The organism is Gordonia sp. SMJS1 (assembly GCF_029866425.1).
Lineage (GTDB): Bacteria > Actinomycetota > Actinomycetes > Mycobacteriales > Mycobacteriaceae > Gordonia > Gordonia hongkongensis.
The window spans coordinates 537,316-562,849 of record NZ_CP123381.1 but is presented as its reverse complement, the minus strand read 5'-3'; the positions used below and the strand labels follow the sequence as shown (position 1 = coordinate 562,849).

General features: G+C 66.2%; 25 protein-coding genes and 1 pseudogene. 6 read left to right on the top strand and 20 right to left on the bottom strand.

The features are described 5' to 3' along the window. Nucleotides 1-68 precede the first annotated feature (68 nt). The 4 genes from QAD21_RS02570 to QAD21_RS02555 form a co-directional block, all read right to left on the bottom strand. A complete protein-coding gene (locus QAD21_RS02570) occupies nucleotides 69-248 on the bottom strand; it encodes a hypothetical protein (RefSeq protein WP_065630547.1) in 180 nt (59 codons plus the stop codon). Nucleotides 249-351: 103 nt separating this feature from the next. Further along, nucleotides 352-876: an SRPBCC family protein gene (locus QAD21_RS02565; protein ID WP_280360474.1), complete on the bottom strand. Its 525-nt coding sequence runs from the start codon at nucleotides 874-876 to the stop codon at nucleotides 352-354. Then, entirely contained in the window at nucleotides 873-1,316 is a 444-nt protein-coding gene (locus tag QAD21_RS02560) for a metalloregulator ArsR/SmtB family transcription factor (RefSeq protein WP_068970201.1), read from the bottom strand. The genes QAD21_RS02565 and QAD21_RS02560 overlap by 4 nt, the downstream gene beginning before the upstream one ends. 47 nt (nucleotides 1,317-1,363) lie before the next feature. Next, the gene (locus QAD21_RS02555; RefSeq protein WP_058251106.1) at nucleotides 1,364-2,650 is read right to left on the bottom strand and encodes a DNA polymerase III subunit delta'; all 1,287 of its coding nucleotides are present in this window, start codon (nucleotides 2,648-2,650) and stop codon (nucleotides 1,364-1,366) included. 172 nt (nucleotides 2,651-2,822) lie between these two features. Here QAD21_RS02555 and QAD21_RS02550 point away from each other — a divergent pair, with 172 nt between their 5' ends. Next, nucleotides 2,823-4,283, top strand: a complete 1,461-nt coding sequence (locus QAD21_RS02550) for an adenylate/guanylate cyclase domain-containing protein (protein ID WP_083207337.1) — start codon at nucleotides 2,823-2,825, stop codon at nucleotides 4,281-4,283. Nucleotides 4,284-4,587: 304 nt separating this feature from the next. Here the strand turns inward: QAD21_RS02550 and QAD21_RS02545 are convergent, their stop codons facing one another. From QAD21_RS02545 to QAD21_RS02520, 6 genes are all read right to left on the bottom strand, one after another. Next, nucleotides 4,588-5,652: a transposase gene (locus tag QAD21_RS02545; RefSeq protein WP_165630692.1), complete on the bottom strand. Its 1,065-nt coding sequence runs from the start codon at nucleotides 5,650-5,652 to the stop codon at nucleotides 4,588-4,590. 52 nt (nucleotides 5,653-5,704) lie between these two features. Then, the gene (locus QAD21_RS02540; protein WP_159370889.1) at nucleotides 5,705-7,090 is read right to left on the bottom strand and encodes an IS256 family transposase; all 1,386 of its coding nucleotides are present in this window, start codon (nucleotides 7,088-7,090) and stop codon (nucleotides 5,705-5,707) included. Between the two features lie 11 nt (nucleotides 7,091-7,101). Continuing rightward, nucleotides 7,102-7,398 (bottom strand): hypothetical protein, encoded by a 297-nt coding sequence (locus QAD21_RS02535; protein WP_280360472.1) that lies wholly within the window; start codon nucleotides 7,396-7,398, stop codon nucleotides 7,102-7,104. A gap of 200 nt (nucleotides 7,399-7,598) precedes the next feature. Then, on the bottom strand, nucleotides 7,599-10,682 hold the full coding sequence (gene topA, locus QAD21_RS02530) for a type I DNA topoisomerase (RefSeq protein WP_165630693.1): 3,084 nt from the start codon (nucleotides 10,680-10,682) through the stop codon (nucleotides 7,599-7,601). 185 nt (nucleotides 10,683-10,867) lie between these two features. Continuing rightward, the gene (locus QAD21_RS02525; protein ID WP_065630531.1) at nucleotides 10,868-11,452 is read right to left on the bottom strand and encodes a hypothetical protein; all 585 of its coding nucleotides are present in this window, start codon (nucleotides 11,450-11,452) and stop codon (nucleotides 10,868-10,870) included. Nucleotides 11,453-11,625: 173 nt separating this feature from the next. Continuing rightward, a complete protein-coding gene (locus QAD21_RS02520; RefSeq protein ID WP_004022110.1) occupies nucleotides 11,626-11,829 on the bottom strand; it encodes a cold-shock protein in 204 nt (67 codons plus the stop codon). 337 nt (nucleotides 11,830-12,166) lie between these two features. On the opposite strand from QAD21_RS02520, the gene QAD21_RS02515 reads away from it, so the two are divergent. Together QAD21_RS02515 and QAD21_RS02510 are read left to right on the top strand one after the other, a co-directional pair. Beyond that, nucleotides 12,167-14,494 (top strand): DEAD/DEAH box helicase, encoded by a 2,328-nt coding sequence (locus QAD21_RS02515; protein ID WP_068970205.1) that lies wholly within the window; start codon nucleotides 12,167-12,169, stop codon nucleotides 14,492-14,494. Next, nucleotides 14,487-15,038: a hypothetical protein gene (locus QAD21_RS02510; RefSeq protein WP_065630533.1), complete on the top strand. Its 552-nt coding sequence runs from the start codon at nucleotides 14,487-14,489 to the stop codon at nucleotides 15,036-15,038. The genes QAD21_RS02515 and QAD21_RS02510 overlap by 8 nt, the downstream gene beginning before the upstream one ends. A gap of 20 nt (nucleotides 15,039-15,058) precedes the next feature. Here the strand turns inward: QAD21_RS02510 and QAD21_RS02505 are convergent, their stop codons facing one another. From QAD21_RS02505 to QAD21_RS02495, 3 genes and pseudogenes are all read right to left on the bottom strand, one after another. Next, nucleotides 15,059-15,430 carry an Rv3654c family TadE-like protein gene (locus tag QAD21_RS02505; protein ID WP_165630695.1) on the bottom strand — a complete coding sequence of 124 codons (372 nt, stop codon included), beginning with the start codon at nucleotides 15,428-15,430 and terminating at the stop codon, nucleotides 15,059-15,061. Further along, complete coding sequence (locus tag QAD21_RS02500; RefSeq protein WP_065630535.1) at nucleotides 15,427-15,822, bottom strand: TadE family type IV pilus minor pilin; 396 nt, start codon at nucleotides 15,820-15,822, stop codon at nucleotides 15,427-15,429. The genes QAD21_RS02505 and QAD21_RS02500 overlap by 4 nt, the downstream gene beginning before the upstream one ends. Beyond that, nucleotides 15,822-15,899: pseudogene (locus QAD21_RS02495) on the bottom strand (DUF4244 domain-containing protein); the annotation flags it as partial. The gene QAD21_RS02500 and the pseudogene QAD21_RS02495, both read right to left, overlap by 1 nt. A 97-nt stretch (nucleotides 15,900-15,996) precedes the next feature. On the opposite strand from QAD21_RS02495, the gene QAD21_RS02490 reads away from it, so the two are divergent. The 3 genes from QAD21_RS02490 (at nucleotide 15,997) to QAD21_RS02480 (ending at nucleotide 19,026) form a co-directional block, all read left to right on the top strand. Continuing rightward, nucleotides 15,997-16,263 (top strand): hypothetical protein, encoded by a 267-nt coding sequence (locus tag QAD21_RS02490; RefSeq protein ID WP_280360471.1) that lies wholly within the window; start codon nucleotides 15,997-15,999, stop codon nucleotides 16,261-16,263. After that, nucleotides 16,260-16,802, top strand: coding sequence for a hypothetical protein (locus QAD21_RS02485; RefSeq protein ID WP_280360470.1), 543 nt, complete (start codon nucleotides 16,260-16,262; stop codon nucleotides 16,800-16,802). The genes QAD21_RS02490 and QAD21_RS02485 overlap by 4 nt, the downstream gene beginning before the upstream one ends. A gap of 964 nt (nucleotides 16,803-17,766) precedes the next feature. Then, the gene (locus QAD21_RS02480; protein WP_096905832.1) at nucleotides 17,767-19,026 is read left to right on the top strand and encodes an IS256 family transposase; all 1,260 of its coding nucleotides are present in this window, start codon (nucleotides 17,767-17,769) and stop codon (nucleotides 19,024-19,026) included. A 21-nt stretch (nucleotides 19,027-19,047) separates the two neighbouring features. On the opposite strand, the gene QAD21_RS02475 is transcribed toward QAD21_RS02480, so the two are convergent. The 7 genes from QAD21_RS02475 to QAD21_RS02445 form a co-directional block, all read right to left on the bottom strand. Further along, nucleotides 19,048-19,266 carry a hypothetical protein gene (locus QAD21_RS02475; protein WP_280360469.1) on the bottom strand — a complete coding sequence of 73 codons (219 nt, stop codon included), beginning with the start codon at nucleotides 19,264-19,266 and terminating at the stop codon, nucleotides 19,048-19,050. 248 nt (nucleotides 19,267-19,514) lie between these two features. Then, a complete protein-coding gene (locus tag QAD21_RS02470) occupies nucleotides 19,515-20,360 on the bottom strand; it encodes a phage major capsid protein (RefSeq protein WP_280360468.1) in 846 nt (281 codons plus the stop codon). A 145-nt stretch (nucleotides 20,361-20,505) separates the two neighbouring features. Next, nucleotides 20,506-21,018, bottom strand: a complete 513-nt coding sequence (locus QAD21_RS02465) for a hypothetical protein (RefSeq protein WP_280360467.1) — start codon at nucleotides 21,016-21,018, stop codon at nucleotides 20,506-20,508. 154 nt (nucleotides 21,019-21,172) lie between these two features. Continuing rightward, nucleotides 21,173-21,475 (bottom strand): hypothetical protein, encoded by a 303-nt coding sequence (locus QAD21_RS02460; RefSeq protein WP_280360466.1) that lies wholly within the window; start codon nucleotides 21,473-21,475, stop codon nucleotides 21,173-21,175. A 2-nt stretch (nucleotides 21,476-21,477) separates the two neighbouring features. Then, on the bottom strand, nucleotides 21,478-23,127 hold the full coding sequence (locus QAD21_RS02455; RefSeq protein ID WP_280360465.1) for a DUF3631 domain-containing protein: 1,650 nt from the start codon (nucleotides 23,125-23,127) through the stop codon (nucleotides 21,478-21,480). Continuing rightward, nucleotides 23,120-23,374 carry a hypothetical protein gene (locus QAD21_RS02450; RefSeq protein ID WP_280360464.1) on the bottom strand — a complete coding sequence of 85 codons (255 nt, stop codon included), beginning with the start codon at nucleotides 23,372-23,374 and terminating at the stop codon, nucleotides 23,120-23,122. Before QAD21_RS02450 ends, QAD21_RS02455 begins: the two co-directional genes overlap by 8 nt. A 760-nt stretch (nucleotides 23,375-24,134) precedes the next feature. After that, nucleotides 24,135-25,514: a recombinase family protein gene (locus tag QAD21_RS02445; protein ID WP_280360463.1), complete on the bottom strand. Its 1,380-nt coding sequence runs from the start codon at nucleotides 25,512-25,514 to the stop codon at nucleotides 24,135-24,137. Between the last annotated feature and the right edge of the window lie 20 nt (nucleotides 25,515-25,534).

Below are 25,534 nucleotides of genomic sequence, written 5' to 3'. Positions count from 1 at the left end.
CACCCGCGTGACAGCAGGACGGCCGCCGGATGAATTCTCCATCCGGCGGCCGTTTGCCGTCTGCTTCCCTACCGCGACTCGCCCTCGACCGGCGCCGAATCGTCGGCACTCTCGTCGGACGTCTCGGCATCCTTGTTGTCAGCGAGGGGGTCGTAGCCGGGAACACCCTCGAGCACCGTCAGTTCCTGATCGATGGCGGCCGAGACGGCCTTGGCATCTTCCTTGATCTTGCGGATGAAGTCCGACATCGCTCGCTCCTCGCTCATCGTCCGGCCGCGGCACGCGACCGTGACCTCATGATAGGTCGAGGCCCGCGTCGCCCTTCGGCGATCGGAGTCCGGGCGCGACCGATCAGTCCCGGAACAGGTCCGCGTACGACGACGACAACGCCGGGTAGTAGGCGTCCCAGTCGACCTCGGCGACGCTACGGCCGGCCTCGGCCGCCACCAGACGGTCGAGGTAGTACTCCCATCCCGGGCCCACGTTCTCGGCCATGTCGGCCCGTGGCAGTCCCTGGGCGAAGCTCAGTGTCGTCGTTCCGTGAGCCTCCGCCAGGTCCAGTTCCAGCCGCCACACGTCCTCATTCCCGTCCTGGGCCGGGGACTTCGATTCGACGACCAGCCGGCGCGGCGGATCGCATTCCAGGATCGTGAACCGCTCCGGCTCCACGTCGTCGCCCTCGGCGGTCATCCGGAAGTCGACGAAACCGTCGACGGGGTCGCCGGCCCATGTTCCGATCCAGCGTTCGAGGCGCGCGGGTTCGGTGATCGCCGCCCATACGGCGTCTACCGGCGCCGCGAAACTCCGTTCGAGCACCACGTGCGGCACGCCGGCCCGCACCTCTCGACGGCCCGTGGCCGTGATGTCCGCAGTCATCCTGTCTCCTTGTGTCGTCTGCCTGAATCGGGCTGTGCAAGAGGGGAGTCCGCGGATTCCTCATCGACGAACTCGCGCACGGTACGTCGCACCTCGAGGTCGAGCGCGTCGAGATGACGCTCATCGAATCTCGGCTGCACGGCGTGCGAGTCCACGGCGCGCGAGTCCACGGCGTGCGAGCCCGCAACCGCCGAGTCCACCGCGTCGAGCCACGCCCGGACCCCGGCCAGCGCGCCGGACGCCAGCTCGTAATGCCGCTCCCGGCCGTGGTCGACGGCCGTCGTCACGCCAGCTTCGCCGAGCACACGAAGGTGACGCGAGATCGCCGGTCGGCTGATCGGGTGGTCGGCCGCGAGATCGACGACGCGCGCCGACCCGCGAGCGAGCCGCTCGATCAGCGCACGACGCACCGGGTCGGCAATCGCCTCGAAGTCATCCACGACCTATTGGTAACACATGAGTTACCAATAGGGAAGGGTGAAGCTGTCTACGCCCCGACCGGTCGCGCGAGCGCGAGTCCGATCCGCGCGACCATGTCGTCGACCGCGAACTTCGGCTTCACGTTCATGTCGAGGGCCTCCCGGCACGCGAGCACGGCTTCGACGCACTGCAGCAGCTGCTCGGGCTTGGCGTAGCCGGCGAGCGGATTCGCGAGGTCGTCGGCCTTGTCCGGATGCATCGCGGTGACCTGGGCGCCGACGCCGACGACGAGCGCGTCGCGGAACAGCGCGGCGAGGTCGACCAGGGCACGGTCGAGGACGTCGCGTCCGACCCGGGTCGCCCTCGACTTCTGCCGCTTCTCCAGTTCCTTGAGCGCGCCGGCACTTCCGCGCGGCATCCGCGCGGTGCCCTTGCCCGTGCCGCCCGCCCCGAGCGCGGTCTTCATCTCCTCGGTCTCGGCCGCGTCGAGTTCGGCACTGATCGCCTTGGCGGCCTCATCGGCCGACCGGACGAGCTCCTCGGCAGCGGCATAGGCGGTCGAGTCGCGGGCGGCGGCACGCGCCAGCCCGAGCGCCTTCTCGCGTTGCGTGCGCGCCTCGGGATCCGTCGCCAGCCGACGCGCGCGCCCGATGTGGCCGCCGCACACCGACGCCGCCCACCGAGCCTGCTCCGGATCGAGACCGTCGCGCTCGACGAGAACCCGCTCGATGTCGGCGGTCGTCGGCGTCACCAGTGCGACGTGCCGGCAGCGCGACCGCAGGGTCACCGAGATGTCCTCCGGGTCCACCGACGGCGCACACAGCAGGAACACCGTGCGTGACGGCGGCTCCTCGACGACCTTCAGCAGTGCGTTCGCGGCCTGCTCGGTGAGCCGGTCGGCGTCCTCCACGATGACGATCTGCCAGCGCCCCGTGCCGGGCCGGCGCGCGGCGGCCTGCACGATGTCGCGCATCGCCCCGACGGCGAGGCTCAGCCCCTCCGGCACGACGTGGCGGACATCGGCATGGGTCTTCGCCATCACCGTGACGCACGCACGACACTCGCCACAGCCGACGTTCGCGGCGTCGGGCGCCTGGCACTGGAGAGCCGCGGCGAAGCATTGCGCGGCCACCGACCGACCGCTGCCCGGCGGTCCGGTGAACAGCCACGAGTGGGTCATCGACGCCCGCGACCACCCCGCATCGACGGCCGGGATCTCGTCGTCGGCGAGGAACAGGTCGTCCGAGGTACCCGCGTCGAGCCTCGCCGCAAGAGCACGCGCGGCCCGTGCGGCGGCCCGCAGATCGTCGGCGATGGCCTCTTGCCCGGTCAGCCGATCGAAGACATTTGTCACAGCAACACCCTAATCCGCAGTTCGGACACGCCTGAGGCGCGGAACCGTGTTTAACGATTGCAAGCAGCCAGCTACCGTAGTCTCCGTGGTTCAACAACGGTCGCGGTGGTCAAAGGGCCTGCATCTGGCCCGATGGCTGATTCATACGCCGTGGCCCATTCTCGCGCTGGACATGCTGCGGGCGAACCTCGTCGGTGCACTGTTCACCTTCGCGTTCCTGCGCTTCGGCATGCCGATCCAGGATTCGATCAGCCTCGACGAGATCACCGCGCTGAACCAGGTCATCTTCGCTGCCTACTTGTTGATCGCGATGGTCATCGGCGGCTTCGCCAGCATCCAGCTCTCGCTACCGGTGCTCATCTGGCATCGGCGTCGCACCCGACTCGACAACGAGGCCGCACGACGCCGCGCCCTCGCGCTACCGATGTTGCTGACCGCGGTGAACGCCGCACTGTGGGTCGTGGGCGGCACGCTGTTCACGTTCGTCAACCTGACCGTCTCGTCGAAGAACGCCTTCATCGTCGCGATCGCCAGCACGATCGGCGCGATGGTCACGTGTGCGCTCAGCTACATGCAGGCGGAGAAGGTCATGCGGCCGATCACGGTCGCGGCGATGGCCAACAATCCCGACAACGCCATCGCGCCCAGTGTCACCACCCGCATCACCGCGTTCTGGGTGATCAGCGTGGTCGCCCCGATGTTGGTGATCATCGGGATGATCGTGCTGCACCGGCTCGGCATCATCGAGGCCGACTCCACCGGCCTGGAGCGGCCGATCCTGTGGATGGCGATCTCGGCGCTCGCGTTCAGCGTGATCGCGATCGTGCGCGTTGTCGCCGCCATCAACGACCCGATCAAGCAGCTGCGGCGCGCACAGTCCAAGGTCAGCGAGGGCGACCTCAACGTCGCGGTGAAGATCTACGACGGCAGTGATCTCGGCCTGCTGCAGGCCGGATTCAACGACATGGTCGCCGACCTGCGCGAACGCCAGCAGCTGCGCAACCTGTTCGGCCGCTACGTCGGCGAGGACGTCGCGCGGCGGGCCATCGAGACCGGCACCGAACTCGGTGGCGAGGAACGCTACGTCGGCGTCCTGTTCGTCGACATCGTCGGCTCGACGCGCCTGGCGGTGAATCGGCCGCCCCGCGAGATCGTCGAACTGCTCAACGAGTTCTTCCGGGTCGTCGTCGGCGTGGTCGGTCGCCACGGCGGGTTCGTCAACAAATTCCAGGGCGACGCCGCGCTCGCCATCTTCGGTGCGCCGCTCGACCTCGACGACTTCGCCGGCCGCGCGCTTGCCTCCGCGCGTGAGCTGCGGGCCGAGCTCTACGAGACCCTGGGTGACACCGACATCGGCATCGGGGTGTCGGCCGGCAAGGCCATCGCCGGCCACATCGGCGCCGAACAGCGACTCGAGTACACGGTCATCGGCGACCCGGTCAACGAGGCGGCCCGCCTCACCGAGCTCGCGAAGGACGAACCCACCCGCGTCCTCGGGTCCGCTCGCGCGGTGTTCCTGGCGTCTCACGAGGAAGCCGAGCATTGGGAGATCGGCGAGGGCGTGGAACTCCGCGGCCGCGGGATCGAGACGCTCCTCGCGCGCCCGCACCTCGAGCCGGACCGGCGGGACTGAGCTCCCCCCCTCCCCTGCCCCCTGAGCAGCCTATGAGGGTTTGTGTCAACAGGGTCCTGTGGTGGGTGTGGGCGTGGGTGTTCGGCCCGGCGGCCGGTTGGCGTGTCGGGATGGGTGCGTGGTGGGGGGGTTCGGGTTGGCCGGGGTCGTGCCTGGCGCGGGCTCTACCTAGCGTTCAAACGGGTTGCTACCCAACAGCCTTCATTCGAGCTTGGTTCGCGCCGGGGGTGGGGACTGCTCAGGCTCAGGGTCGGGCTTGGGTGCCCAAGGTGCAGCGAGCTTGTCCGGCCGGAGGGTTTAGGGGTCAGGCGGCGGTCCTTTCGGCGGGTCGGGTACGGCCGGCAGCGATGTCGGGGTTCCAGGCAGTGTTGGTGGTGATGACGACGAACAGTTGCCGCAATAGGGCGGCAGCGATCGCGACCCGGGCCTGGTTGGGGTTGAGCTGGTTGGTGTCTCGGCTGGTCAGGTGGCGGTAGCGGGCGGCGTAGACCTCGTTGTGGGTGAGCGCGGCGAATGCCGCCCGCCAGGCGGCGACCCGCAACAAGGGCCGGCCACGCCCGCTGATGCGGGTGGTGCCGCGGTAGTTGCCGGAGGAGTTCTCCCGCGGGCACAGTCCGGCGTGTTTGACCACCGCGCGTGCGGAATCGAAGCGGGTCAGGTCCCCGGTTTCGGCGAGGATCGCCGCGACCGAGACCGCCGAAACCCCCGGGATGGACTCGGCGAGGGCGCGTAGGCCCAGCCCGGTGAGGACCTCGATCATGAGGTGTTCGACCTGCTCGCAGGCGGTGCGGGCGTGCCCGAAATCGTCGAGAGCGTAGCGGGCCCGTTCCAACGCACCAGCCTCGCCGGTGATCGTGGTCTCGGTCGCGAAGGCGGCGTCGACGAGTGCGACCAGGATGCGGGTGGTGACCCGACGCCCACCCCAGCGGGGCAGCTCGGCGCGCACCTGCTCCCGTAGCCACGCCACCGCCTGGTCGCGGCTGCTCTGGGCGGTCAGGGGTGTCGGGTCAGCGCCGATGACGGCCATCGCGGCCAGCCAGGTCACCGATTTGAACGGCTGCCCGGCGCAGTCGAGCGCTTCTGGCCAGCTGCTCTCGAGCAGATCGCGGGCTTGTTGTTGGGCTGCGCTACGGCGGGTGAGTTGCTGGGATCGGCGCACACCGAGGTGGCGTAGCCTGCTCCATTGCTCGTCGGCGTGTTCGGGTAGGTAGAGGTGGAGTTGGGTGGTCAACCGTGCGATCAGCAGGGCGTCTTTGTCGTCGGATTTGTCGTGGGTGAAGTCTTCGGTCTCCCGGGCGCGAGAGACGGCGATCGGTTGCACGCACACCATCTGCACCCCGACCGCAGCGGTGAGGTCTGAGCTTGTCAAGATGTCTGTGTAAGAACGTGACTCCTGGGTTTCCTGTGGTTGCTGGTTGGGTCTAGTTGAGGTGGGGTTCGATGCGGTCGGGGTAGGCCAGGGCTAGTTGCCCGAGGGCCTGTTTCCAGTTCGTCACGACTTGGCCCTCGACGAGTCTGCCGGGGGCTCTGCGCGTGGCGGCGGGCTTGCCGCGTTCCTTCTCGCGTTGCCGGGCCCGTTTGTCCTCGATGTCGCAGATCGCCAGCCACAGCAGTTTGCGCGCCGCGAGATCGTTGGGGAAGTGTCCCCGATTCTTGATGACCTTGCGGAGCTGGTAGTTCAGCGACTCGATCGAGTTGGTGGTGTAGATGACTTTGCGGAGCTCGGGCGGGAACGCCAAGAACGGAATGAACCGGTCCCACGCTCGATCGAAAGCTGCTGCGGCACTCGGATATTTGGTCCCCAGTTCCGAGTCTCGGAAGGCTTCCCATTCGCGGCGGGCGGTCTCGGCGTCGGGGGCGGTGTAGATCGGTTTGATCGCCCGCGCGACCTCTTTGCGGTCCTTGTAGTTCACGAACCGCATCGAGTTGCGAATCAGATGCACCACACACGTTTGCACCGTGGCCAATGGCCAGGTCGCCTCGATCGCCTCGGGGAACCCGGTCAACCCGTCGCAGCACACGATGAGCACGTCCTTGACGCCGCGGTTGGCCAGATTCGCACACACCCCGGCCCAGAACTTCGCGCCTTCCTCGGCCTGAATCCAGATGCCCAGCACGTGCTTGACGCCGGCCATGTCGACACCAATAGCGATGTGGGCGTGCCTGTTTCGGACATGACCGCCGTCTTTGACCTTCACCACCAGGGCGTCGAGGTAGATGACGGGATACAACGCCTCCAGCGGCCGGTTCTGCCATTCATCGACCGCGTCGAGGACCTCGTCGCAGATCTTCGAGATCGTCTCATGCGACAGATCGGTGCCGATCGTCGAGGCCAGATGATGCTGAATGTCGCGCAACGTCATGCCACCGGCATACAGCGAGATGATCATGTCGTCGAGCCCGCCGAGCCGGCGGGAACCCTTCGGTACCAGGCGTGGGGTGAACGTGCCGGCACGGTCACGAGGAACGTTCAACTCGACCGGCCCGGCCGCGGAGTCCACCGTTTTCGGGCTCGACCCGTTGCGGGCGTTGGGCAGTTGCCGACCGGCCGGATCGCCCTTGGCATAGCCGAGGTGATCGGTCAGCTCGGCCTTCAGGCCGCGTTCGAGGGCGAGTTTGATCAGACCCGGGATCAGGCCGCCGTCGCCGGTGATCTGGACCTGGCCGGTATCGATCTGGGCCAACAACTCATCGACCATGCCCGAGGCCTCCAGCGCCTCGGCCACCTCCGCGGTCGAACGCGGCTCAGCCAACTCAGGCAGCTGCTGACCGTCGTCGTGCTGCTTATCGTCTAACGCCATGCTCATAGATTGTCCTCTCACTGATGAGCACTGGACTTACACAGACCATCTGACACCCCCTGAGGTTCTCGGACTGTTTTCCAGCGATGCCCGGTCGGTTCACACGCGATGACGATGCCGGCAAACCCCGCAGCAGCAGCGGCGGTACGGCTCCACTCGATCGCGGTGGCCAACTGTGGTGGCGCGCAGTGAAACGTGCGGCGCGCCACGATGCGGGAGTCGTGATCGACCACCGCGACGACTTGTTTGTTCGATGCCAGATCGATCGCTGCGACCGCGTGGTCGCGGCGCACGATCCCCCGGAACCGGGTCAACCGATCGTTCCGACGCTTGTCACCTCGACTCAAACGACTAGCCTTAGACATTGACATCCTCCTTTTGTGGTTGGGATAACCAAGCCCCTTATGACCACATCAGGAGGATGTCCCAGTTACCAAAGCCCTTCCAGCTATTACTAGGTGCGAGCAGGGACTCGCCGTCGCTTGCCCCAGCGATTAGCGATTATTGAGCGCTCTTACTCGGCGTCCGGCGTCGCCTTCTTGGCCGCCGTCTTCTTGGCGGTCGACTTCTTGGCTGCGGTCTTCTTCGCCGTCGTCTTCTTGGCTGCGGTCTTCTTCGCCGCCGTCTTCTTGGCCGCTGCCTTCTTGGCGGGGGCCTTCTTCGCCGCCGCCTTCTTCGTGGTCTTCTTGGCAGCCTTCTTGGCCGGGCCACGAGCCCGACGATCGGCGAGCAACTCCATCGCGCGCTCCGGCGTGATCGAGGCGACCTCGTCGCCCTTGCGCAGGCTGGCGTTGGTCTCGCCGTCGGTCACGTACGGTCCGAACCGACCGTCCTTGATGACCATCGGCTTGCCGCTGACCTCGTCGTCCTTGCCGAGCTCACGCAGCGGCGGCGCGGCGGCCTGACGACCGCGACGCTTGGGCTCCGAGTAGATCTTCAGCGCCTCGTCGAGGGTGATCTCGAAGAGCTGCTCCTCGGTGCCGAGGGACCGCGAGTCCGAGCCCTTCTTGAGATACGGGCCGTACCGGCCGTTCTGCGCGGTGATCTCGTCGCCCGACTCCGGGTCTACGCCGACGACGCGCGGCAGCGACAGCAGCTTCAGCGCGTCCTCGAGCGTGACCGTCGAGATGTCCATCGTCTTGAACAGCGAGCCCGTACGCGGCTTGGGACCGGCCTTCTTCGCCGCCTTCTTCGCGGTCTTCTTCGCCGCCGGCTTCGTCTTGGTGGCCGTGCCCCCGCCGGGCGAGTCGAGCGGGACGACGTCGCCGTCGGCGGTGTCCGAACCTCCGGTGCCGCCGCCCGACCCGCCGTCACGCGGCGTCGGGCCCGCGGGAATGGTTGCGGGCGTGTCCCCGTCGTCGTCATCGTCGTCCGACGGCAGGACCTCGGTCACGTACGGACCGAAACGTCCTTCCTTGGCGACGATCTCGTGACCGGTGACGGGGTCCGTACCGAGCGAACGTCCCTCTTGCGGTGTCGCGAAGAGCTTTTCGGCAACCGCGAGGGTCAACTCGTCCGGGGTGATGTCGGCGGGCAGGTTGGCGCGCTGCAGATCCTCTTCCGCACCGTCCGCGGCGACATTGCGCTCGAGATACGGCCCGTATCGGCCGACCCGCACATAGATCGGGCGGCCCTCTTCGTCGTTGAACAGACGGATGGAGTTGACCTGCCGCGCGTCGATCTCCTCGAGATTGACACCGACGAGCTTCTTCAGACCGCCGTATTGCGCGATTGCCGAGTGGGCGGAACGGGTTTCACCGTCGGCACCGGAATGGTCGTCGCCGAAGTAGAACTCCGACAACCACTTCGTGCGGTTCTCGTTACCCGTGGCGATCTGATCGAGGTCGTCTTCGAGGGTCGCGGTGAAGTCGTAGTCGACGAGGCTCTCAAAGTACGCCTCCAGCAGACCGACGACCGCGAACGCGATCCACGACGGCACCAGGGCGTTGCCCTTCTTGACCACGTACCCGCGGTCCTGAATGGTGCCGATGATCGACGCATACGTCGACGGTCGGCCGATCCCGAGTTCCTCGAGCACCTTCACCAGCGACGCCTCGGTGAAGCGCGCCGGCGGGTTGGTGGAGTGACCGTCTGCGGTCAGGTCGGTGGCCGTCAGCGACTGCCCCTCGGTGAGCTGCGGCAACCGGTTCTCGGCGTCGTCGGCCTGGCCGCCGCTGAGCTCGTCGACCGTCTCCACGTAGGCCGACAGGAAGCCCGGGAAGGTGATCGTGCGACCTGACGCGGCGAAGGTGCAGCGCTCTCCTGACGACGCGGTGCCGGCGATACGCAGGCTCAGCGTGGTGCCCTTGGCGTCGGCCATCTGCGACGCGACCGTGCGCTGCCAGATCAGTTCGTACAGGCGGAACTCATCGGCCTCGAGCTGCCCGGCCACCTGGCCGGGGGTACGGAAGGTCTCACCGGCGGGTCGGATCGCCTCGTGTGCTTCCTGGGCGTTCTTGACCTTGCGGGTGTACTGGCGCGGCGTCGAGTGGACGAAGTTGTCGCCGTAGAGCTCGCGGGCCTGGGCGCGGGCGGCGTTGATCGCCGACTCGCTGAGGCTCGTCGAGTCGGTACGCATGTAGGTGATGAAGCCGTTCTCGTACAACCGCTGCGCGATCCGCATCGTGCGGTCGGAGGTGAACCGCAACTTGCGGCCGGCCTCCTGCTGCAGCGTCGAGGTCATGAACGGCGCGTACGGACGGCGCGTGTAGGGCTTCTCCTCGACCGAGGTGACGGTCATCCCCGCACCTCGCAGGCCGGTGGCCAGACTCTCGGCGCGGTCGGCGTCGAGCACGATGACGCCGTCGGACCTCTTCAGGACACCCGTCGACTCGAAGTCGCGTCCCGTGGCGACCCGGGCTTCGTCGACGTTGACCAGCCGCGCCTTGAAGGTCTGCGGATTGGAGCTGTCCGCACTCTCCGCGCTCGCGTCCATCGTCGCGGAGATGTCCCAGTACTCGGCCGACACGAACGCCATGCGCTCGCGCTCCCGTTCGACGATGATGCGCGTCGCCACCGACTGCACACGGCCCGCAGACAGCTTCGGCATGACCTTCTTCCACAGCACCGGCGACACCTCGTAGCCGTAGAGGCGGTCGAGGATGCGTCGGGTCTCCTGCGCGTCGACGAGGTCGATGTCGAGGTCACGCGGGTTCTCGGCAGCCGCCCGGATGGCCGGCTCGGTGATCTCGTGGAACACCATGCGCTTGACGGGGATCTTCGGCTTGAGCGTCTCGAGGAGATGCCAGGCGATCGCCTCCCCCTCACGGTCACCGTCGGTGGCGAGGTAGAGCTCGTCGACGTCCTTCATCAGCGACTTGAGTTCGCTGACGGTCGACTTCTTGTCGGGCGACACCACGTACAGCGGCTCGAAGTTCTCGTCGACGTTCACGCCGAGACGTGCCCAGGACTGCCCCTTGTACTTGGCCGGCACGTCGGCGGCACCGCGCGGGAGGTCGCGGATGTGCCCTCGGGACGACTCCACCACATAGTTCGCCCCCAGGTACCCGGCGATCTTGCGGGCCTTGGTCGGGGACTCGACGATCACGAGGCGTCGAATACCCCTGTTCGAGCGGGATGCGGTGCTGGTCTCTGCCACCGGGGCGTCCTTCGGTTGACTGGGTGGAGAACGTTCCTGCGTGTCAGTTCAGGTGTGTTCGATGGGTTTGTACCTTATGTATAGCGCCGTTTGCACATCTGAATTCCGTCTCGGACCCGGCGAGGTGACCGATCCGACACCGTTCCGACCCGTTGTAGCAGCTCAACGGCTCGAATGCGGGATGACTAATGCTCGTCGACCGGAGGCCAGTCGGCGACGGCCTCGGCACAGGGCGGGACGCCGACGTACTCGTGCAACCGGGACAGGCGCCGGTGGCCTGCGATCCGCAGGGCCGGGGAATGCCCGCGCGTACCGACGAGGGTTGGTGCGATGCCGACCCGCATCAGCGCCGTGGCGAGTGCCGCGTGCGACTCCGGAGCGTGGGGATCCAATCCGAGCTGGTAGCGGCCGGCATCCGAGTGACCGGCGGCGATCACCCACAGGCGCAGGGCCCGGAAACTCGGAACCCAGCCGGGGGGCATCGCCTTGACCGCTCCCGCGGACCAGGCCGCGTGCAGGGGATCGAGTTCATGGCAGGGCGCGGTCCGGGCCAGCGGCGTGCCCTCGTCCGAGACCGTCGACTCGGCTTCGAGGCCGGCCGCACGCATCTCGACGACGATCTGCTCTGCCCGCCAGCGGTCGGCGACCACGATCGAGACCCGCGTACCGGTTTCGGAGCGGACGGCCTGTCCGTGCGCCGCGAGCAGCCCCGCGAGGTCGGCGTACGCGGGCTGTTCGGTCTCCGCGGAGAAAAACGACAACTGGCCCACGATTCGAGACTAGTGCTGTGTCTCGGAAATAGGTGGGCGGTTCAGGTGGCGCGTTCGCGACGCGCGGAGCGCTGCGGAACGGGAGCCAGACAACAAACCGCTCCCGCCTCGACGAATCGAAACGGGAGCGGTGGTTTGCCCCGACTGCTTGGTGCAGTCACACGCGGGTCTTCTCAGACAGCGCGGACGCCGGTGGCCTGCGGCCCCTTGGTGCCCTGACCGACCTCGAACTCGACCCGCTGGTTCTCCTCGAGGGTGCGGAAACCGGATCCCTGGATCTCGGAATAGTGGACGAACACGTCGTCGGAACCCTCATCAGGCGCGATGAAGCCGAAGCCCTTTTCCGCGTTGAACCACTTCACAGTTCCCTGTGCCATTCTTGCAATCCTTTACATATCAACTGTCGCGACACGATGGGTCATCGTGTCGTGGCCGGTCGACCGCCATACCTCAAAGAGCCCCGCGAAGATCTGCATCGATCCGCCAAACTAACCTCAGTACCACGGCTGCAACATGCTTGTCGCCCACCGGGCGGTGGGTCGCGAAAGCTGCGGCCGGAACCAGTCAATCATGTTCGGCCCCCCAGCGATAGTCACACGAACCAAAGTGAGTCAAAACCTCGTCAAACTTCAGACCAACGACACCAGCCGGTAACATCGACGCAGGTCGGAGACCCGTCGCTGCAACACTATTTCGAAGAGTTCTCACCAGAAGATGCAGTACTCCACATTCGGGACAGGCCTGTTGGCCCGCACCCTCGCGGGGTCCGACGCCGACCCCTCCCCGCTCACCCACCTCTCGGTAATCCCATCGCGCTCACCATCTTTCGACGCCTGGCCGGAGTGGGTGCCGCAGCCCCTGATCGACGCCTACGCCGACAACGGCATCGAGAAGGTGTGGACTCACCAGGCGCGCGCGGCCGACGCCGCATTCCGCGGCAATCATGTGGCTATTTGCACCGGGACCGCATCGGGCAAATCGATGTCGTATCAAATGCCCATTCTCACTTCTTTTCTGAACGAAAAGAATGCGACCGCGTTATACCTCGCGCCGACAAAAGCTCTCGGGGCCGACCAGATCCGGGCGGTGTCCTCGATCATCGCCGGGCGACCGGAGTTCGGGCACCTCCAGCCGTGCGCATACGACGGCGACACCGACCCCGAGATCCGGCAGTGGGCGCGCGCCCATTCGCGCTGGATCTTCACCAACCCCGACATGCTGCACATCGGCATCCTGTCCCATCACCACCGATGGCGTCAGTTCTTCCGGCATCTGCGGTTCATCGTCGTCGACGAATGTCACCACTACCGAGGCGTGTTCGGGTCTCACACCGCCCTGGTGATGCGGCGTCTGCTGCGGATCGCGCGGGCCGCCGGTGCCGATCCGGTCGTCATCGGCGCGAGTGCGACGGTCGCCGAACCGGCCGAGGCGCTGGGCCGGTTGATCGGTGAACCGGCCGTCGCGGTGACAGAGGACGCATCTCCCCGCGGGGAGCGGACCGTCGCCCTCTGGGAGCCCGATTTCCTGCCGGTGGTCACCGGCGAGAACGGTGCACCCGTCCGACGCTCGGCCGGCGCTGAATCCGCCCGACTGCTGGCCGATTTCGTGGTGGAAGGTGCTCGTACACTGTGTTTCGCCCGGAGCCGGCGGGGCGTCGAACTGACCGCACTCAGCGCACGACACCTGTTGTCACAGAGCGCCCCCGAGCTCGAGTCCCGGATCGGCGCGTACCGGGCGGGATACCTGGCCGACGATCGGCGACGTCTGGAGAAGGCCATCTCCGACGGCGAACTGCTGGGCGTGGCCACCACCAATGCGCTCGAACTCGGCGTGGACATCAGCGGACTCGACGCCGTGATCGTCAGCGGGTACCCCGGAACGGTCGCCTCGTTCTGGCAGCAGGCCGGGCGCGCGGGACGCCAGCGCGAGTCCGGCGACTCACTCGTCGTGCTCGTCGCCCGCGACGACCCGCTCGACACCTACCTCGTGCATCATCCGGAGTCACTCCTCGGCAAACCCGTCGAGGCCACGGTCACCGACCCCGCCAACCCGTACATCCTCGGTCCGCACCTGCTGTGCGCCGCCATGGAGAAACCGCTGTCGGACAGCGAGATCGACGCCTGGAACGCCCGCGACGTGGCGCAGGACCTGGCCGCCGACGGCCTGCTGCGCAAACGTAAGTCCGGCTGGTACGTCACGGCCGGAACCGAACCCCACGCCGACGTCGACATCCGCGGCGGCATCGGCGGGCAGGTCCTGATCGTCGACACCACGACGTCGCAGCTGCTCGGTACCGTCGACACCGGCCGGGCCATGTCGACGGTGCACCCCGGCGCCGTCCACATTCACCAGGGCGAGACCTATCTCGTCGACGAGCTCGATCTCGACGACGGTCTCGCGCTGGCGCATCCGGAGGACCCGGACTGGACGACGTCGGCGCGGGAGACGACGGACATCAGCATCACCGCGACGCTCGCGAGCCGGCGATTCGGCCCGCTGACGGTCGCATTCGTGGAGGTCGACGTCACCCATCAGGTCGTCGGTTACCTCCGCACGTTGCGCACCGGAGAGGTGCTCGACGCCGTCGAGCTCGACATGCCCGAGCAGACCCTGAGCACCCGCGCCGTGATGTACACCCTCACACCGGAGGCACTCGCCGACGCCGGTGTCGACGAGACCCGGTTGCCCGGTTCGTTGCACGCCGCGGAACACGCGGCCATCGGCCTCCTCCCTCTCGTTGCGACCTGCGACAGGTGGGACATCGGTGGACTCTCGACCGACCTCCACCCGGACACCGGTCTGCCGACGGTCTTCGTCTACGACGGGTACATGGGCGGTGCCGGTTTCGCCGAACGCGGGCATTCGGCGTTCCTGACCTGGATCGACGCCACCCGAGACGCCGTGGCCAGCTGCGGTTGTGAGAGCGGTTGCCCGTCCTGCGTGCAGAGTCCCAAATGCGGCAACGGTAACGATCCGCTCGACAAGAATGGCGCAGTAGCCGTCCTGGATCTTCTCCGTCGGGAATACTTGGCCCATGCATGACGAGGCATCCGACCGGGGGACCCACACGTATCGTCAGGTCACCCGACCCTCTCGTGCCTTCTTCCTGCTCGCCCGCCCGACGCAGAACACCGACCAGTTGCCGTCGTCCATCGGCGAGCGCGACGTGTTCTTCTCCGAAGACGAGGCGCTCGACGCCCTGGACCTCCACTACGCCTGGTGCGCGGCCCGTTCCGGAGGTTTCACCGATGTCGTGACCACGGCACAGTGGTATCTGCAGACGGCGATGGTCGGTCCGCGGGTCACCGCCTCCCTCGGTGAGGTCTATCTGGCGTCCACCGATGCCCACTCCGGTGAAACCTGGGCAGCAGCAGGCGGTTTCCTCACCGAGGGGGAACTCATCCACTGGTCGTCGTTCGTCCGGGCCGCCCGATCGTGGATTCCGCTGAACACCGGGACCGATGCGCTCGAACTCGCCTATCGCGGCGACACCGACGTGCACTTCCACCAATTGTGGTTCGCGCCCATGCAGTCCATCCGGGTGTACCCCAAGCGGATCTCCGTCGAATCCGACGGTCTCGGGTAGGGCCGCCCTTCGGCACGGGGTCAGTCCACCGGTCCCGCGCGCGCCTGGACGGTGGCGTCGCTCGTCCCGAAACTCCCGAGCGCCACCGGCACCCGAACCGTCACCACCACATCGTCTCCGGCGGTACGGCACTCCACGAGCTCGGCCCCCGAGTCCTGTCGGCGGCTCAGATCTCGTGCCGCCGCGCATGGATTCGGCTCACCCGCCGCATGCTCGATCGCCGCGGCCAGAGCGGACAGATCGGCCGCCGACTGGGCGCGGTGGCGGGCGAGCACCGCTGCCCCGACATAGATCACCATCACGAGAACCGCAGCCAGCGCCGCGATCACGAATGCGCCCAACACCGTTGCGTGACCGCCGTCGTCGGCGATCAGCCCACGACGGCGCGTCATGGCCCCACCCCCGGCGCGAACACCACCTGATCCGCACCTGTCGGCTCCTTGGCCGCGACCGCCCGGGCCGACACCGTGAGACCCGGCAGCATCGCCACACCCGATCGGACCTCGACCACGACGACCCGATCGTCCGCATCCGAGATCGACACGCGCGCACCGTCTCCGACCAGCCGTTGCGCGACCTCGCGCCCCGAAGCATCACCCGCAGCGGACAGGCGAGCCACCTCGCGCGCCGCATCGGTACAGCGGATCTGGGTGGTCACCGCGGCGACCGCACCCACGGCGATGAGCACCATGACGACGATCGCGGCGATCGCGTACGCGGCCTCGACCGTCACCATGCCTGATTCGTCGGCGAGCAGGCGTCGCAGCCACTTTCGGCGGTTCATCAACCGACCGAGGTGTTGAGCGCCTTTCCGATGATGCCCGTCAGGGCACTCACGATGTTGTCACCGGTGACGACGGATGTACGACTTGGACAGTTCTCGAATTGAGAACGGCTCCGGGCCGGTGCTACCAACACCGATTCCAGAGCCTCGGAACAAGCGGATCGGAACTCCGTCGTGAACCGTGCATCCAGCATATCCCCCGCCGAGACTCTTATCGGTCACGCTTGGGACCTTTATGAGCAAGACACCGAGTGCGACCACGCCACCGCCGTCCGTCACGCGGTGTGGCAGCTCGAGGAAGCCGTCGACTACGACCACGACGACGTGGAGCGGCGCGCCCGCCGGGTCGTGCAGGCTCTATCCATTGCGACCGGCGAAGAAGTCGACGACATCGTGTCACCAATTGGTGACGTCGCCGCATGGTTGGGGCTGGACCGGTGAGCGCCTACAACGCCGGCGTCCGAGCCGCCCGCGAGGAGATCGCCGAACGGGCCGAAGCGTCGGGCGACGACGAGGCCCGCGTTGCTGAACTGATGTTGCACACGATGACGCTCAGTGATGACGACGACTTCGAACGCGGATACCGCGATCAACTCGCCATAGTCCTCAACCGCTGGTGCCGGCACTGCCGCCGCGTTTACAACGAACCGAACCGCTGGTACGCCTGCCCCTCGTGCGTGACGATCGAGTACGCGCACGGTGAGGGCAAAGCGATCGGCGACACCACCCGCACCCACCAGATGACGGACGGGTTCGTTGTCGAGACCTACGTCGAAGAGTCTGGCAGCGAAACTCTCTGGATCGTCCACGAAGACCACGCCGACGAGACGTTCAAGGGGCGGGATTTTCCTCCCCACGAGTTGCGGGGCAAGCTGCCTGAAGAATTCCAGGTGAAGGTGCGTCGGACTCGGTGCGGCCGGATGACCCGCTCAGGCAAGCCATGCCGCAATGGACCCTGGTGCAAGGTCCACCGCCGCTAACGGATTGGGGGGGGTACTCGACAGCGAGTACCCCTAAGCCCGTGCCCCGCTCGGCGAACTTGCCGTGCGACGCCCGAGATGCACTTCCAGGCGACAAGTCCACCTCGAAAGGTGTGTCAAATGACGCACCTCAGACAGTCGCCAGAAAGCTCCCCCTCACAACAGCCCTGACGGTCGACCACCGCCGTAACAGCAGTGGTTGCCGGGTTCGACTCCCGGCCGGGGCGCTAGGTCACGCAAACTCCCGTACCCGTCGTCATCGCCTCGCCCGACGAAAACCAGCAGGCTCGACGTAGCCCAGTCCCTCGACGTCGACGAGGGCCACCGCTCGCGTCCTCGCGAAACACGAGATGGTGCCACAGCGTTACCGCCTACCCACAGGGTCAGGTGGCAACCCGTCGTGGCCTGACGCGATTACGGGCATGGTTCGTGGGTCGATTCCGGGATGGGGTACCACTTCTGCCACCCTTGGGTGTCCGTTGGCTGTGAACGAAACCTCCGTCTGGCAGAGGGTAATCACGGAGCTGAAGTGCGACCACTGAGTTGCAGACTTTCCGGATTCGGAACTTTTGGTTCGATCGCTGCGTCCGCTCTCGAAGACACGGTTGCCGTGTTCCTCGTTCCCCGACCCCTATACCCAGGAACAGAGGAACACGCCTGACCAGCAGGAACAGGACGCTGTTCCTCGCCCGTTCCCCGAAGACACGGTTAAAGGACCTGGACTGGCGTGATGCTAGTGCAGCTACGCCCCAGACTTGCGGAACCGTCCAGCGTCGAACGAGACCACCGTGCCGTCACACTCAGACTTCGGCGCCGACCTCTTCTTCGCGAGTAGTGCCCCATAGAGTGGTGTAACTCGGTGGCCGAGATCGTCTGCGATTCCGTGTTGTGTACGGATGTAGAGCGGCCACCGTGTGATCCTTCGAGTCAACCTTCTACCGAATCCTCGAACGGAGTCATCACGATGACCGCACCCCATATTGTCGACCCTGCAGGCCTGCTTAGCCAAGCCCTGACCGACGCGTCACCGGATCTGATGCGCGAGCTGCTGCAGACCATGATCAACGCCCTGCTGTCCGCGGACGCCGACGCCGTGTGCGGCGCCGAGTGGAACGCCCGCTCGTCAGAGCGCACCAACTACCGCAACGGTTATCGCCACCGGCCCCTGGATACCCGGGTCGGCACCGTCGACGTCGCCATCCCCAAGCTCCGCTCGGGCTCCTACTTTCCCGAGTGGCTGCTCGAGCGTCGCAAGCGGGCCGAATCCGCGCTGATCACCGTCGTGGCGGACTGCTACCTGGCCGGGGTCTCCACCCGCCGGATGGACAAGCTGGTCAAAACTCTCGGCATCGACTCGCTGTCCAAGTCCCAGGTCTCCCGCATGGCCGAAGACCTCGATGAGCAGGTCGCGGCGTTCCGGCACCGGCGCCTGGACGAGGCCGGACCGTTCACGTTCGTCACCGCCGATGCGCTGACGATCAAGGTCCGGGAGAACAAGCAGGTCGTCAAAGCCTCGGTGCTGCTGGCCACCGGGGTCAACGGTGACGGCCACCGCGAGGTCCTGGGCATGCAAGTCGCCACCAGCGAGACGAAGGCCTCGTGGAACACCTTCTTCGCCGACCTGGTGGCCCGTGGCCTGGGCGGAGTCCGGCTGGTGACCTCCGATGCCCACGCCGGGCTGATCGAGGCGATCGCGGCGAACCTGCCCGGGGCCGCCTGGCAGCGCTGTCGCACCCACTACGCCGCAAACCTCATGGCCGCGTGCCCCAAGTCGATGTGGCCGGCCGTGAAGGCGATGCTGCATAGCGTCTACGACCAGCCCACCGCCGAGGCTGTCAATGCCCAGTTCGACCGGCTCTTGGACTACACCGAAGGCAGACTGCCCGAGGTTGCTGACCACCTCGGCGATGCCCGCGAGGACCTGCTGGCGTTTATCGCGTTCCCCGACGATGTGTGGCGGCAGATCTGGTCCAACAACCCCACCGAGCGGCTCAACCGGGAGATCCGACGCCGCACCGACGTGGTCGGGATCTTCCCGAACCGGGATGCCATCGTTCGCCTCATCGGCGCCGTCCTGGCCGAGCAGACCGACGAATGGGCCGAAGGCCGCCGCTACCTCGGTCTCGAAGTCCTCAGCCGCTGCCGACTCACCCTGACCACCGACCCCGCCACCAGCTCGCCGACGGAGGTGAGCACCGATGACCTGATGCAACTACCCGCCTGACCACCCACGAAGGATCACCATTCAGTTACACCACTTCCAGGGGCTTGACCTCTTCGCGACCTCCTCGGCCGCCCGCAACCGGATGATCTCGGCCTTCACACGCTCCAACTGCCCGTTCATATTGCCGCGCAACTGTGGCATGTCCGTGAACGTCTCCGCCAGCAGGTCGTAACGGATCTCCGCCTCGGCGAGCTCGTCGCCAGCGGCCATCGCCGCGCTCAACGTTGAGTACTTGGCCATCACAGGCACCTTTCCGGAACCAGCCAGCAGGGGGGGGGTAGGGGGGGGTCCAACACACGGCCGTGTATGCCAAGAGGGGCCGGATTCGTGGTGGTCGAGGGGACCTGCCCCTGGGGGTTGTTGAGGGTGCGCGACCGGGGCGCAGAGCCATCCTCGGGCATCGGAACTGGCCCTCGTCGTGGGGTGGTCTTGCCGTGCTCTCATGTGGGTCACGGGTTGACGCCCTCGGTCGCGCGGTCTGTGTCGTCTTACTCGGGTGCGGTGACGGTGAATTTGCCGATGCGGTTGGGTTTGACGACGTTGGCCCCGAAGCGCCATGTGCACCTGACCGCGATGCTGTCGGCGCCGAAGAACGCGTGTTCGCTGGTGGCGACCATGACGGGTCCGACTGCGGAGACGACGGCGGTGTTGTCGATGACGAGGCCGGTGTCGGCGGGCGCGGCCGGGGTGACGATCACCGGGAGGTCGAGCAGGAATCGTTGGGCGTCGGTCGCGCCAGTGCCGAGAAGCGAGGTGTTGTAGTCGACACCGGTCTTGAACTTGCGCAGTGATGCCCAAGCGGTGGGGCTGACGACGATGTGACTCGCCGTCGCGTCATTGGTGGCGAGGAGTGCGAGCAGGTCGACCAGTCCGTCGAGGTCGGCGTCGACGGCGCCGCCGTTGACAATGCCGGGAATGTTGAGCAGGCCGGCGGGTGGCGTGACGGCGGGGCTGGTGGGTGCAACCTGGTTGATGTACGCGGCGTTGCCTGCCTTGGTTACGGCGCGGGTGACGCTCGCGGACAGCAGGTCGGAGGCGTTGGGCTGAGCCCACTGTTCGCGGCTGAGCTTGATGAGCTGGGCTACTTTGCCGGTGGGCACGACCCGCTCGGACAGGCCGGGGTCGTCCTCGGTGATCAGTTCCCCCTCAGCGGTGAAGGAGGCGTCGGCGTCGTCCACGTATTGCACGCGGACCAGTGGGGCGTCACCTTCGATCTCGCCTGCGACGGTGGAGGTGTGGAGGATCAGCGCGTCCGGCACGGCGTCGGTGGGTGCAACCGCAGTGATGTCGGGAGACCAGGCGTCGGCTGAGGTCTTGGTGGTGGCGATAGCCATTGTGATTCCTTACGAGGTTCGGATACGCGGCGAGCCGCGCACCAGTGAGTGGATTCTCTCGGTGCGCGGCTCGCGTCGTCCGGTGCCCGCGTGGGCTGTGTGTCGTCGAACCTGGTGTCTCACCGCGGTTCTGACTGTGATTGTACTACTTGCTGAAGGCTTCCTTCCAAGCATTGTGTGATGAGTGTCCGGTGCCGGTGCCCTCGCGCGGTACGACGGGGCCGCGCTTCTTCCGGGCTGCCTCCCCGATCTCGAGGCCGAGTTTCTCCTTGGCGGCGTGGGCGGCGGCGGCCACCTTGTCGCGGTCGACCTGGCCGTCGTCGTCGAGGAGGTCGGCGAGGGTGGTGTCGGTGGCCCAGAGCGCCGTGGGCTTGCCGATTACGTCGGCGGCGAGGCGTTCAACTTCGGCGCGCTGCATCGTTTCGATACGGCCGGCGAGGGTGTCGCGTTCGGCTTCGGTCTCGCGCAACTGGACCCGATACCGCGCTTCCCGTTTGCTCTGTGGCTCAGGGGTTTCGCTGTTGTACTCGTCTTGTACTTCACCGTCCTGATTCTGGTCCGGTGTCGTCGGATCGGGGGTGTTGTCCTCTGGCCGGGGAGTTTCCCCGGTCGGCGGCGTGTCGGTGGTTTCGTTGTTGTCAGTCAGGTTGTCGGACATGGTGTTTCCTCTCGGGCATGTGGTTTCTGTCTGTTCAGTTTTTCAAGGGATACCGGTTCCCTTGACAGGTCCGCAGGTGTTCCATCTGGAACAGGTGCGTCGATGACGACCGCGGCGGCGTACCAGCGTGGTCCGCGCCAGCAGCGGACGGTGGTCACCGGTTGAGTTTCCATTCCGGCGTGCAGTTCTCGCTGTAGTTGCCGATCCACTGGGGGGGTGCTGCGAGGTCGCCGTCGCGGCGCGATTGCTCCCGGCACGTGCGCGTGTTCCAGGGCTCGCGGCGCCGTTCCACCCGCTCTTTGGTCGCACTGAGCCACGCGACGTGAGCGTTCAGAATTTCGATCATCTCGGTCTGTCGGGCGTGGGCGGCGTCGAGGTGCTCGATCGTCCCGTCCCACGGCCGACCCGTGTACAGCTCACAGTTCCGGCTCAGTTTGTCGAGCGTCTCGCGGTCCATTCTCAGTTCTCCCTGCAGGCGATGTGGTGACCGACGGCTAGGTCGTCGGCGAAGGTCATTGGTGATTGGCAGATTGGGCACAAGGTAGGGCCGGATAATTCCGTGACACCCGTGACAGCGGTGACAACCGGGGGTTGTGTCACGGTTGTCACGGGTGTCACGGATTCCTGGGGGTCTACCGGGGGTAGATACCGCTCCCAGGCGTCGGTGAGGTCGGCCGCGAGGTACCCGCGGTGACGATCTTCACCTTCACGCCACTGGGCGGGCCTAATCCCGTACTTACCGAGTCGAGTCGACAGCCCTCGCGCGTCGAGGGGGTCACCGCGCCGAATAGTTGCCCACGGGGATTCGTCGAGGTCGTTCAAGGCCGACAGGATGTTCTCGGTGGACATCCTGGTCTCCGTGCCGAAGGCGATCCGAATGTCGCGCAGCAGCATCACACCCAAGCTCGGGGTGCGGTCCTTAGAAGCCGTGACAAGCGTGACAGCCGAGCCACGAGCCCGCTGCGGCCAATCACCACCGGCGAGGTCTGCGACGGCGAGCAGTGCCTCCCACACGTCGGCGTCCCGGTCTTCGACACCATCGGGCATCTCCGGCCATGATTCGCCGGCCTGCAGAGCGACCGAGGCGGTCCACCCCTTGATTTCAGCGGCGAGTTCCTCGGCCTCGGGCCCGTTGATTCGCAGCCTCCAGGGTTCGACCTTCTCGCCCGGTGCTCGCCGTCGCATCCGCACCACAACCGACCTCGTCATGATGGTGTCCGGGAGGTCGTCGAGTCCGGCGAGGGCGACGGCGCAATAAGCCTCCAGTTCCTCTGTTTCGACGTTCTTACCGCGAATCACGCACCGGCCAGCGGTAGCACCTTTGCGATGACCAGCGTTCAACATGCCGCGGATGTCTTCGTTGTCTTTGGCCCTTGGACCGAAGACGGTGTCGATTTCGTCGTAGAGGATGGTTGGCGGGCCGGCCTCGTCCGCGACCTTGCGGAACAGGTAGGCCGGCGTTGTGTTGACGGCATGGACCGGCCGGGGCACAAGGGGCTCCGTGACCTCGAGAGCCCGGGATTTCCCGGACCCTGGTTCGGGGCTAAGGAACGCGATTCGGGGTGTTGACTCCCAGGCCGGCATGAGCCACGCGTGGGCAATCCAGAGGACGTGCGCCACGCGAGCGGCCTCTGAAGGGTAGGAGACGAACCGCGACAGGAACCGTTCGATGAGCTGGAGGACGTGGTCGCCTCGGCTCGGCAGACCGGGGTTCTCCTGCGCTGCAATCCGTCCGGCTTCTGCGAGCTCGCGTGCGAACTCGTCGGCGTGCGCCTGGTCGAGTTCAGAACGCCGTGCTCGCTGTTCTGTGCGGCGCCGGTCACGCAACAACTTCTGGCCGGCAGTCAGCGTCGACTCGGGAGCCTTGCCCGACCCTCGACGGTCGTCGAACAGGTCATTGTGGGTGAGACCGACCGCGGCGAGCACTTCGGCGGTGTCGTCGCTGTGGGAGTGCACGAGTGCCTTGCCGTCGCTGCGTGCGATGGACACTGACCTGTCGGCGGGCGAGTGGCCGGGAGCTTGGGCGGCTGCTTTGTCGCCTCGTTCGTCGACAGTGAGGCCCTGGTCTCGGAACGCGTCGATGACACGCTCGAATGCGGTGCTAGTCATCGTCGCCTCCCATCTCTCGGCAGACGGGACCGCGGTGCAGTGCAACGGATTTCGCGGCGACGAGCCAGGCTCCGCAGCGGGTGCATTGGACGGCGGGGCGGTATCCGAGTTCGGCGGCAGCGGACACGACGGCGACCTCGTAGCGTTCCTCGGGCGTGAGGGGTTCGCTATGATGGACGAAGTCGCGCACCCACGAGACTGCTTCGGAACCCCCGGCCGCCACCGGGGGTTTCTTCTTTCCGGTCATCAAACATCGCCCCCGATTTCGTCGGTGGGATGTGTCAGCCCCAGGTCGGCGTGGTCTGCCTGTGGCCGTGCAGGATTGACGCGGAGTAGCGAAGCGATGCGCTCGCGCTGCTCATGAGTAAGAGGTGGTGCATCGGCGAGAACTCTCGCTACATGGTCTTCTAAACGGGCAGCGGCGAAGTCGCGGCGAGCTTCCCGAATCTCGGAAGAGTCGGGTGAGTGGGTTTGGTGCAGGCGAGCGAGACGAGATCGCTCTTTTGTCCAGGTGGACACGAGTCCTCCAACGGGGTCGTTGAATCGACCTCCCGATGGGGAGAATGAAGGTGCCAGAGTGATCGGCCAGGGCACCATGACCGGCTTGCGCTATTAAGCAAAAGCTTACATGCCCACCTCGGGCTACGTTGGAATAGCCGAGATGTCGAGCGTGTCGTGTTGGGCGGTCGCCAGGTCGGAACAGAGTTGCTCGAGCGTCGATTCCCTCAGCGGAACGTTGCGCCCACACCGCCGGCAGATGAAGGGCCAGGTCTTCGCAGCGCGACCGACGCTGGTGTCGCCAGCCGCAACTCGACCTATAGCGCTCGCGACGTCGGTAAACTCCTCGACCGCAAGATCACTGACGAATACATGCCAGCCGTCACTGTCCGGCCAGACTGCAACCGACCCGAAACTGACGGCAGGGTGATGTCCACGGTCTGTGCAGACCATCTTGATCTCGAGCTTCCCTGGGATAGATGACTTCGGGCGCGCTCGCCTACGTCGACTCATTTCCACTCCACTCGGACTCGTTCACTTACATGGAATCCGCGCCGTTTCGCTCCGGGACCAACGGGCAGAACCGTCACGGTCATCAGCGCGTCAATGACCTTTCCGCGCACGTCTGCGGTCAGTGCCGACCAGCGGTCCGCCACGTCGGGAGCAAGCGCGAGGTCCGCGACCGGGGACCGTTGCCGTGCAGCGGCCAACTCGGCGTCGACCACGTCGAGCTTCGCCTGCAGGTCCCCGCTGCCCCGCTTCAGCTGCGAGCCGTCAATTGTCCCGGCCGCGAACAGTGCGGCTAGCTCATCCTTGCGCGCCTGGATTCCCTCGCGGGTACGAGAAAGGGTGGGGACCAACTCCCGGTCCGGTTCTTTCGTGAACATCGCAACGGCGTCAGGCTGTGAAAGTCGGCCGACCACAAGCGCACTCACGAACTCGTCGAGCGGGTCCTGCTTCTGCGACAGGTGCAGCTGCTCCGCACATCGGTAATCCCGGCCGCCGCCGTGCGCCTTGATGGTTTTCATCGGCGCACCACACTTGCCGCAACGATAGACACCGGCACCCTGGTGTTTCTTCTCGTAGGAGGTTGAGGTGCGTCTCGTCGGGTCGGATACAACTGCGCGAATCGCGTGCAGGGTGTCCTCGTCGAAGATTGCCGGCCACAGAGCGGGACCGACAACCTTGCCTTGCTGCTCAACCAGGCCGGCGTTCCGTCCTCGGGTGAGAACCTTTCGCAGTGCCGTCACGGTCCACTTGGAACCGCGAGCGGTAGTGAATCCTTCTGCGTTCCATCGCCGTGTTACCGCCATCAGCGAACCGCCCGACAAGAGGTGGTCGGCAGCTTCGCGAAGCCTCGTCGCTTCGGTCTCGTCGAGCTCTAGTCCGCCGTCACGGTAGCCGAACGGCCTTGGACCACCGCGGAACTTACCCTCGCGGGCTTGCTGGTCTTTCGCGGACTTCAACCGCTCGGCAGAGCGTTCGACCTCGTACCGGGCGATGCTCGCGAACATGGTTGCAGAGAGACGGCCGCTGGGCGTCGACAGGTCCACTTCGCCGGCCTTACATGTCCGGATCTCGATTTCTCGGTCGTCGCAGATTTCGACGAGCTCGGACAAGTCAGGGATGGAGCGGTACAAACGGTCGGTGTGCCAGGCGATTAGACCGCCCACTCCCCCGTCCCGAAGCATGTCCAACAGTCGTCTGTACTCGGGTCGGGGTCTGCGACTGAACGCGGAAACATCATTGTCGATGAACACGTGGGACACGGACCAGCCCAGGGACTTTGCCAGTCGTTCACAATCGGCTCGCTGTCGTTCCACGCCTGCACGCTGACCTGTTCGGTCTTGGGATATGCGGCAGTAGACGACCGCGGTTCGCTCCGGCATGAAGACAGTGTATCTTGACT